This window comes from Frankia sp. CeTa3Moorea (assembly GCF_978021225.1).
Map to the genome: position 1 here is coordinate 1 of NZ_CDXDOR010000008.1, position 5,297 is coordinate 5,297.

A 5,297-nucleotide genomic window follows, 5' to 3' on the forward strand; every position below is an offset into this window, starting at 1 on the left:
CGTCGGGGTCGTCGGGGTCGTCGGGGTCGGCGCGCTCGCCGCTCGCCGTCACCCGCCGCAGCCTGCTCGCGACGGCCGTGGGCCTCGGCGCGACGTCCGCCGGCGCCCTCGTCGCCGCGCGCCTGCTCTCCTCGTCCTCGGGGTCCTCGGGCCCGACCTCCTCCGGTGATCTGCCGCTGAGCCGACCCTCGGCACCGGTCGGCGGGGTCACCGTGGGCCCGTCGATGCCGGCCGGGGCAGTGGCGGGCCTGCCCAGGAACCTGCTGACCATCTATGGCGCACCCGGCACCTTCGGAAACCTCGACGACCAGTCGGCCATCGAGATCGCCGAGGTGCCGGGCTGGGGCTTCGGCCCCGGTCAGGCCGCCTTCCTGTCCGCGGTCGCCGCGGACGGCACCGTCTTCCTCGCAACGACTCCGTTCACCGACGACCAGGCGAAGCTGACCGGTACGGGCATGGAGATCGAGATCTTCGAGCCGGTCACCGAACGGTTCACCCGCCTGGTGATCCCCTCAACGAAGGGCCGGACGAGCTTGCCCCGGGCCGACCCGAACTACCATGGTGTAGGCGGCGGGGACATCTCGGACGTGATCGTCGTGCCTGGCCCGGACGGCACCGAGCGGGTGGTCTTCGTCTCGCTGATGCCCTTCTTCGGCTGGAACACCTCCGTCGACGGCGAGTTGCCGAGCATCGGTCAGCTCCGGCGGGACTCCCTGGGCGGACGGTGGGCCTACGACCGGACGGCATCCAGGACAGCGGCTCAGCTCGCCAGCGCCGCCCCGCCGTACGTGGCGGCGCTGGCCTTCCCGGTGCTCGCGCCGCTGGAGCCGCGCTCACCGCGCGGGCCGTCCTCGATCGCCCGGCTGCCCCGCAGCGGGCACCTGGTCATCGCCCAGTACCTGGGGACCGGGGTCGGCGGCACCGACAACGGCGCCCTGCTCGTTGTCGACCTCGCCGGCCGGGTGCGGGCGCACTGGCAGTACCCGCAGGCCCGCCCGCTGGGCCTCGAGTTGGTCGTGAACCCGCGGGAGGTCGTCGCCGATCCCACCAGCGAACCCGATGACGAACGGTTCGTGCTGATCAGTGACGTGCGCGGGCTGGACTTCCGGGCCCAGCCCTTCCCCGTGCAGGAGTTCTCCTACTCGGCGTCGCGGGGCACCATCAGCCCGAAGAGCACGGCGGTGCGCGCCGTTCAGGACGGCTCCCGGATGGAGTCGGCCGTGTTTGGCACGGACGGCACCCTGTACGTGGCCCGCACCAAGGCCGACGGGCTGCGGGCGGAGACCCTCGCCGTCTACCCGAAGATCGATGGGGAACGCGGCCTGGTGACCCGGGCCCCCGCCACGGGCAACTGGCCGGTCGACACCTGGGGCATCGCCAACCGCCCCGACTACCTGATCGCGGGCACCGACCGGGGTGGGCTGGTGCGCAGCATCACCGTCGATCCAGCCACCGGCGCGGTGCTGCTCGCCGGGCTCGACGGCCTGGTGCAGGTCGTGCGGCCGGCGGGGCGCGGCACGCGGATGACCTTCCGCACCGACCGGCCGATCGACGTGGGGCTGAGCAGGCTGCGGGGCCCCGCGACCCGGTATGTCGGGGTGCGCCGCGGCGCGGTCGACGCCCGCCGGCGCAGCCTGTGGCTCCCGGTGAACCAGCTGGTGCTCGACGGCCTGCCCTGGCCGTACCCCCCGTTCAAGCTCGATCAGTGGTTGCTGCGCGTCAACCTGGATGTGCTGCTCGGCGACGGGTAGGTGACGGGCGGCCAGCGGGGGCCAGCGGCGCTCGGCGGGGGCCTGCGGGGGCCGGCGGCGCTCAGCCCCCGCCGGCGGCGCCGTGTAGCGGCAGCGCGAGCAGGTAGGGGTCGACGTGGGTGCCGAGGAAGCCGAGATGGCGGTAGAACGCCCGGCCGGGTTGCCGTATCGCGTGGGCGAGCAGGAGCGGCACCCCGACCATGCGATGGACGGTCAGCGACCGCATCACGGCGTCCCGCACGAGTTGGGCGCCGACCCCGCGGCCCTGGTACCGGACATCGACCGCGAGCCGCCCCACGAACATCGCCGGAACGGGTTCGGTGGACCGGCGCGACCACCGGCGTGAACCGGGGATCCGTTCCAGGGCGGCGGTGGCCAGGCAGTAGTAGCCGGCGATCCGGGTACCATCGACGATCACGAACGTGTTCGTCGTCCGGTCCTGCTGGTGTTCGAGGGCGTGGTGGCGCAGCCAGCCGTCGAGCAGGTCGTCACCGCTGTTGAAGGTGAGCCGGTCCGGGCCCTCGGACAGGGCCGCGGGCTTGGCGAGGGGCACTGCGTAGGATCCTTTCTTGGGACCGCGTCGGACCGGGTCGGGATCGCCGGTCGACCGCCCGCCTCCCGGTCGGCCGACCGGGAGGCGGGCAGAGGTGGCGGGGTGCTCCGGCTACTCCGGCTGCTCCGAGCCCGGTTCCTCGTCGAGGAGCCGGCGCAGCCGGGGGGAGTCCGGCGGCGGCGTGTCGAGCAGCGCCTCGAGCTTGCTCCAGTCGGCATCCGGGACGCGGAACAGGCGGCGGTCGGCGAGAACCTCTCGCGCGTATCGCTTCATGGCCTCGACGGCGAAGTCCTCAAGGGACAGGCCCTCACCCTCCGCGGCCGAGCGGATGATCTCGGCTTCGTCCTGGGGTAGCCGTACCGCGAGTCTGTCGTCCCTGGCGGTGCTCATACTGGCAGTCTGCCCTCCGGGTCTTCGGACCCGTTTCCCCGGGTCTCGCTCGCCGACGTGGGTACCACATCCATCGCGGCCGGGTCGCCCGGATGCCCGGAGGCCGGCCGGAGCGCGGATCCGGTCGGCCGCCCGGCATCTCTTCGTACCAGATCTTCGTACCAGAGAGGTCCTACGCCCGTGGCGCTTTCGCCTGTCCCCACCGTCCCGCTCGCGCACGGTGCCCGGATGCCCAGGCTCGGGCTCGGAACCTGGCCGCTGAACGACCGGGAGGTCCAGGGGGTGGTGGAACAGGCGCTCGGGCTGGGCTACCGGTTGATCGACACCGCGCACAACTACGGCAACGAGAAGGGGGTCGGCGCCGGGCTACGCGCCGTCAGCGTGCCCCGCGAGGAGCTGTTCGTCACCACGAAGTTCAACAAACGCTCACACAGCGTCCGCGGCGTGCGCAGGGCCGCGGTGGAGAGCACCCGCCGGATGGGGCTGGACTACCTCGATCTGCTCCTCATCCACTGGCCGAACCCGTGGCGGGATCGGTACGTCGAGGCCTGGAAGGGGCTCGTCGAGCTGCTGAAGGACGGCCAGGTACGCGCGATCGGGGTGTCGAACTTCAAGACGACCCACCTCGACCGGCTGCTGGCCCAGACCGGTGCCGCGCCGGACGTGAACCAGATCCAGCTCGATCCCCGACTCGGCCGGTCCGCGATCCGCGCTTACCACGCGGAGCACGGGATCGTGACGGAGGCGTGGAGCCCGCTGGGCGCCGGCACCGGGCTGCTCGACGAACCGGTGATCGCGCGGATCGCCGCCGCGCACGAGCGCACCCCCGCGCAGGTCGTCCTGCGCTGGCACATCGAGCTGGGCATCGTGGTGGTGCCGAAGTCGGCCAGCCCCAGGCGCCTGGCGGAGAACATCGACGTCTTCGACTTCACGCTCTCCGCCGAGGAGATCGCCGCGATCTCCGGACTGGACCGGGGCGCCGCGGGGGAGGCGGACGCCCTCGACTCCGACGTGTTCGGGCACTGAAGTCCCTGGGAGCTCTGAGTCCCTGGGAGTTCGGGGTCCCGGGACACTCGGGACAAAATAACGTTCCTTATTTCCCATTTCCCTTATGAGGTCATGTCCCGGCGCCAGAAGAGGACGACAGCGACCAGCACCATCGCGGTGCAGTAGACCAGCCCGCGCAGCAGCGCGTCGGCGTAGGGCGTGGCGACGGCGGAGCCACCGGTGGTGATCGCCTCCATCAGCTGCACCGGCAGCCAGGCCCGGGCGGGACCGTAGATGCGCGTGACCAGCATCTCCACCGGCAGCGCGTAGGCGACCGCGACCGCGATCGCCGCGGCGGGCGCGCGGAAGACGATCGCGGCCAGGGCGCCGAGCGCGGCGTAGCCGAGCGATCCAGCGCACAGGTTGACGAAGCTCTTGCCCAGTTCGGCCAGCCCCGCCGCGCTGCTCCAGGCGGCCGTCGACACCCCCTTCAGCGGCGCGAGCGCGAAGGACAACGCGACCGAGACCACGGTCGCCACGGTGATGACGAGGACCACGAACGCCGCCAGAGCCAGCAGTTTGCCGGCGAGAAGCCGGAGCCGGTGCGGCTGGGCGACGAGCTGGTTGCGCAGGGTCCCGTGCGCATGGTCGCCGGCGAGCGACGCGGCGACGACGGACAGGGCCACCACGCCGAGCAGGATGCTGACCGCCTGCACTCCCTGCACGACGCCGTTCGCGGCGGACAGCCCGCTGGCCGTGACGGGGTCGCCATCGAAGTCGTTGTGCCCCACCGAGACGAAGGTCAGAACGGTGCCGAGCAGGGCCGAGGCGATGACCGCCCCCAGCGTCCCGAGCAGGAACCGGGTCCGCAACAGCGGCACCCATTCGGCGCGGAAAGCCGTGATCATGTGGCACCTGCACGGCTCTGGGCCGGGTCGAGCCCGGCTCCCACGGGGGGCACGCTGCCGTCCGGGGTGTTCTCGGAACGGATGAGGTCGCCGTCGATCTCGCCGGTGACGCGCAGGAAGGTCTCCTCCAGGTTCGGCCGATGGGTGCGCAGCGAGCGCAGGGTGATGCCGGCGCGCATCGCCAGTCGGTTGAGGTCCGCGGCCACCCCCTCGCGGGCATGGGCGGTCACCACCGGATGGCGTTCGCCGACTCCCGCGTCGCACGACGGCCCGGGGCAGAGGTCCATCTCGACCCGAAGGCCGGTCTCGCCGAGGAGCCCGGCCAGGCGGCGGGCGTCGTCGTCCCGCTCGGGCACCATGAGGATCCGGGGATCCTCGGCGGCGAGCAGGTCGGTGACGTGCCCCTGGAACAGCATCCGCCCGCCGTTGATCATCACCAGATGATCGCAGATCTGCTCGACCTCGGTCAGCAGATGGCTCGACATGAAGACCGTCATGCCGGTGCCGGCCAGCTGGCCCAGCAGCGCGCGGATCTCCCGGATGCCCGCCGGGTCGAGGCCGTTCGTCGGCTCGTCCAGGATGAGCAGGCTGGGATCGGGCAGCAGAGCGGCGGCGATGCCCAGGCGCTGCTTCATCCCGAGGGAGTAGGCGGTGAACCGGTCGTCGGCCCGCTCGGTCAGGCCCACCTGTGCGAGGACTTCCCCGACT

The 5,297-nt window shown here is 72.1% G+C and carries 6 protein-coding genes; 2 read left to right on the forward strand and 4 right to left on the reverse strand.

Annotated features, from left to right (window positions below; translation table 11 throughout):
- Positions 1 to 62: 62 nt before the first annotated feature.
- Entirely contained in the window at positions 63 to 1,751 is a 1,689-nt protein-coding gene (locus AC08OV_RS02945; protein WP_476619269.1) for a hypothetical protein, read from the forward strand.
- A gap of 61 nt (positions 1,752 to 1,812) precedes the next feature.
- Here AC08OV_RS02945 and AC08OV_RS02950 read toward each other — a convergent pair whose 3' ends face one another.
- The gene (locus AC08OV_RS02950) at positions 1,813 to 2,304 is read right to left on the reverse strand and encodes a GNAT family N-acetyltransferase (protein ID WP_476605485.1); all 492 of its coding nucleotides are present in this window, start codon (positions 2,302 to 2,304) and stop codon (positions 1,813 to 1,815) included.
- Between the two features lie 111 nt (positions 2,305 to 2,415).
- Positions 2,416 to 2,694, reverse strand: coding sequence for a type II toxin-antitoxin system TacA family antitoxin (locus AC08OV_RS02955; RefSeq protein WP_462188512.1), 279 nt, complete (start codon positions 2,692 to 2,694; stop codon positions 2,416 to 2,418).
- Between the two features lie 180 nt (positions 2,695 to 2,874).
- On the opposite strand from AC08OV_RS02955, the gene AC08OV_RS02960 reads away from it, so the two are divergent.
- On the forward strand, positions 2,875 to 3,720 hold the full coding sequence (locus tag AC08OV_RS02960) for an aldo/keto reductase (protein WP_476612740.1): 846 nt from the start codon (positions 2,875 to 2,877) through the stop codon (positions 3,718 to 3,720).
- A gap of 83 nt (positions 3,721 to 3,803) precedes the next feature.
- Here the strand turns inward: AC08OV_RS02960 and AC08OV_RS02965 are convergent, their stop codons facing one another.
- The gene (locus AC08OV_RS02965; protein WP_462188479.1) at positions 3,804 to 4,589 is read right to left on the reverse strand and encodes an ABC transporter permease subunit; all 786 of its coding nucleotides are present in this window, start codon (positions 4,587 to 4,589) and stop codon (positions 3,804 to 3,806) included.
- Positions 4,586 to 5,297: AAA family ATPase (locus AC08OV_RS02970; protein WP_476619263.1), on the reverse strand; the 712-nt coding region annotated here is incomplete at its 5' end. The genes AC08OV_RS02965 and AC08OV_RS02970, both read right to left, overlap by 4 nt.